Origin of the sequence: Okeania sp. SIO2B3 (assembly GCF_010672525.1) — a bacterium.
In the GTDB taxonomy this organism is placed as follows: Bacteria; Cyanobacteriota; Cyanobacteriia; order Cyanobacteriales; family Microcoleaceae; genus Okeania.
The window spans coordinates 1-4,408 of sequence record NZ_JAAHGH010000207.1; the positions used below are offsets into that span (position 1 = coordinate 1).

General features: G+C 41.4%; 3 protein-coding genes. All 3 read left to right on the forward strand.

Annotated features, from left to right (window positions below):
• The coding region (locus F6K15_RS37485; protein ID WP_293071118.1) for a hypothetical protein at window positions 1–303 on the forward strand (303 nt) is incomplete at its 5' end.
• Window positions 304–372: 69 nt separating this feature from the next.
• Window positions 373–2,037, forward strand: a complete 1,665-nt coding sequence (locus tag F6K15_RS37490) for a DEAD/DEAH box helicase (protein ID WP_293071120.1) — start codon at window positions 373–375, stop codon at window positions 2,035–2,037.
• A 179-nt stretch (window positions 2,038–2,216) separates the two neighbouring features.
• The coding region (locus tag F6K15_RS37495) for a bifunctional DNA primase/polymerase (protein ID WP_293071122.1) at window positions 2,217–4,408 on the forward strand (2,192 nt) is incomplete at its 3' end.

Here is a 4,408-nt window from a genome sequence, read left to right on the forward strand (position 1 = left end):
GGCAGTGGATGTCTCAGCAAGTACACAAAATTGAAGTCCACTAAGAATGGACTTACTGAATACCCCCGTGTCAAAGAAGGTAAACGCTCTCCCAACATTCCTCAACATTGGTATTGGAATTACCGTTTGCAAAAGAAGGGGAAAAACGGCAAACCTTTATACAAAGCAGATGGTAGTCCCGTTACCGAATGTATTTATTGTCCTCAGAAGAAAGTTCGTGTAGTCGAGCGTGCGATCGCTGCTAAATTACCGTATCGCCAAATATTAGAAATAATCAAGGGGGACAACTCCCCACCCACATAAATTTTCACCACTATACATCCTAATACAACAACCCATCACTTCTGAAAATTTTTTAATCACTGAAAACTTATGAATTTACAATCAGTAGCATCTCAAACAAAACTGCTGCAACCCTCATGGTTACAGCAGCAGAATCAAAAAAACCTGGAAGGAGATAAACAATTATCTCTTAACCTCATTGTAACACCATCACAGATTCCCCAACTCAGAGACTACCAACTCCAAGTCATTGATGATTTATATCAACTCATCAAACACAACCAGCGTCGAATACTTATCGTCGCCCCTACTGGAGCAGGCAAAACTATAATTGCTGCTTCCTTTATCTATCAAGAGTATTCAAGTGGCAAAACTATATTGTTCATCGTTCATCGTGATGTACTTATCAAGCAAACACTAAATAAATTTGCTAACTTCGGCATTGAATGTGGAGTCATCGCCGGAGGTTACAAAGAAAACAAAAATGCCTCTGTTCAAATAGCCAGCGCACAAACTCTAGCTCGCCGGAAAACCAACTGGTTTACTCCCAACATTGTATTAATAGACGAAGCACATCAAACCGCCTGGAACAAAGTCGTACAGAGACAGCTAGAAAATTATGAATCCAGCAACACTACCTTTATAGGTTTAACCGCTACTCCCTGGAGACTATCAAAAAGGGAAGCAATGTCCGATCTATTTGACACCCTCATAGCAGCTCCCACTCCAGGCGAACTCATCCTCAAAGGATATCTTGCACCCCCAATTTACTACAGCGTTGATGGTGCTGACCTCAAAGGCGTAAGGACTGTAGCAGGAGATTTTAACAACTCTGACTTAGGAGTGCGTTGCAATGTACCCGAAGTAGTTAATGCCATCGTCTCCGAATGGAAAAGATTGGCCAATGGTAGATTAACCATTGCCTTTGCTGTAAATGTGGCCCACGCCAAAGCGATCGCTACAGCTTTTAATCAAGCTGGAATCGCTGCTGCTAGCGTAGATGGCACAATGCCCACCAAACAGCGTGAAATAATTTATTCACAATTACAGTCAGGACTTATCAAAGTCTTAGCAAGTTGTGAAGCATTGGGAGAAGGTTTTGATGTCCCTGCCATTTCTTGCGTTCTCCTCTGTCGCCCAACTAAATCTAAGGCTAAAGGGTGGCAGCAAATAGGCCGTGGTTTGAGAATCTATCCTGGAAAATATGACTGCTTAATTTTAGACCAAGCAGGATTAATTAAACAATTTGGATTCATTGAGGATATAACAACATTTACTCTCGGCCAATCAAAACATTCATTACCAAATGAAGCTCCGAAAAAAATCTGCCCTCAATGTAGTGCAGTAAATCGCAACTTTGATAAGGTTTGTGGCTGTTGTGGTTATCAGTTTCCAGTGGTGAACAAGAGTTTAGATACCACAGACACAACATTTAAACTACTACGCTGCACGGCAGATAAGGTCAAGCAATATCGCCATTATCACGAACTGCTCACAGAAGCTTACCATCGAGGACTCAAACCTAATTGGGCAGATAAACAATACCAAATACATTATGGATACTGGCCTCCCTATAAATGGATGCACGGTGCCATATTTGGTTCACAACCTACTGTGGCTGACAAAGTTGCGTATCAAAAATATTTACTCCGCCTGATGAAAGCCGACGGTCAGTGCATAGGTTGGGTTGAACACCACATGGCCATGATTTTTGGCGTTCAAACATCCGTTCCGCTCCGCGATAACTACGTTTAGCGGAGCGATCACGTGTGAAATTCAGGTTTAAAAGAAAAAACCTACAGAATTCACAGCCCTGTAGATTCAAATAATTTTGATTGTAAAAATTATGGATATATCATTACACAAAAAACAAAATTCTGCAACTACTACCCTAATCTCCGCTGTCAAAACTTCTTTACAGGAGGTGGTGTAAAATGGATTGGAAAATATTTAATCGCCACCAAAGAGCCTCTGAGATTGCAGCAAAGTTAGTTAATATCCCCGACAATTGGGCATTAACACCAGTGCGCGAGAAACGCCCCTATAGAAGTAACTGGCAACATGAAGAGCCAGTTAGTAGAGAAGCGATCGCTACTGCAATAACCCAAGGACAAGAATTAATCAGCAAAAAAGGTAAACCATATACAGCTTTTGATTCTGGATATGGTGTAAGACTAGGAGAAATATCCGATGGACTGCTGGCCATAGATGTAGATGGTGCTAGTGCCGAACCTATCCTCAAGGCTATTTGTCCAGATTTACCTAAATCTGTAAGTTGGACATCAGGAAAACCAGGACGGTATCAAATAGCATTTCAAATACCGCCCTTGTATAGGGAAAAATTAGCCAACTTTACCAGAGCTGTAGTCCGAGAATGGAATGGCTTAAAAACTGACACAGACGAACTTTTAGAATTTCGTTATAATTATTGTCAGTCCGTTTTGCCACCTTCCTACCACCCAACAACTGGTAAATATGTATGGATTAATTCTCCGGCAGATACAGAAATAGCGATCGCTCCACAACAATTCCTAGATGTACTCCTAGAACTGGCAGACAAAGAGGCTAAGGCAACTAAGGAAGCTGAAGAGAAGAAAGCTGAACGGGAGCGATACTTAGAGCAACGTAAGCTAGAGAGACAAGCTCACCCTAGCCTCAGCACTGCTGACTCTTTAGCCGACCTCCTAGAACTGGACATTTTACCTCGTTTATCCACTGAAGATATTTATGATTGGGGTGGCCACAACTTCAAAAAACATGGTAAAAAGTTAGTTGGCTTCTGTCCTCAGCACGGAGGCAGCTCCGGTACAGCATTCCAAGTAAACCCTACCAATAACTCTTGGTATTGTCATAGCTGTCAAGAAGGAGGCCACGCAGTACAATATCGACATTTTGCTAATGGTGGTCATGGTACACCTAAAGGCAAGGATTTTATAGAAATAGTTGAAGAGTTAGCTGATGACGCTGGTGTCACCTTACCTGAGTGGAAACCACAGCAGAAACAAAGTCAGTCTAAATTAATACCAGAAACTGAATACAACTTCAAACACAAGTTCCCACGTCAACTAAAAGATACAGTCAGTAATCTGGCAAAAACTCTTAAAAATAAGGTAGCCAGACCTGCTTATAAGTATTTCCGTCGGAATGGCCAACTACCACCCGCGCCAGAGCTACACCCAAAAGAAAAACAACGTATTCGTCAAGCGAATGTTGCAGAAGCAAAACATTTAGCAGAAACTACGACAGCAATAGTCAAATGGGAACCGCCTTTACTATTAGGTAAAATCCAAATTAGATTAGGAGATGATTCTAATAACTGGAATGTACCAACAGACTTTGAAGATTGGAAAAATCAAGGTAGTCCAGCTTATGTAGTTCCTCCAGGGATGAGAAATATTTTTGAAGCTCTTATGGTCAAACGCGGTATCAAAAATTTGTTTGACTGTAGTGGTACTGGTACGGGCAAAAGCCATGACACAGGTAATTTACCGCCTTACTTGGGAATTAATCCCCATACACAAAAAAAATCTGAAGACGACCCTACTCTCTACTATATTTGTGACGACCCGCGTAACCCCACTACAGAAAGCATTGAAAGTAATTCAGTTGTTTTGCCATCTCGTCATAGTGGTTTATTTGAAGATACTACCAAGCAAACGCCTTTGGGATACCCTCATATCCGCAGACCTAAAGGTAAGGAAGAGCCTACTATAGAAGCATCTTGCATCAGAGAAGCTATATTTAGATATTTCCCCGAATTTAAAAATCGGACTCTATTCGGCGGTAAAGCTGCTGCTGGATGCCAAGGATGTCCCAAGTTGTTGAATGAAGACGGTAAAGTGGTTTGTCCACTACTGGTTGGGCGCTGGAAAACTAAACAATACGAACCATTTATCCGCTCTCATCCATTTCAGCTCTCTACACTATCTCAAACAGATATTGCAGTAGTAGATGAAGCTGCCAAAATTCTTAAATCAACAAAGGACATATTTGTAGGCAGTGAATCATTAAATGAAGCTTTCTATGAATTAGGAACTAACCTCATAAAGCATCAAGTAGATGGCCTGCATTATGGCAATGCTATCTTCCGCGCTCTCTCTCCTTTAATCCAAATAATGAAGGAAAT

Coding starts and splice junctions, on each gene's coding strand:
- F6K15_RS37490 (WP_293071120.1), top strand. CDS start 373: ATGAATTTACAATCAGTAGCATCTCAAACAAAACTGCTGCAACCCTCA.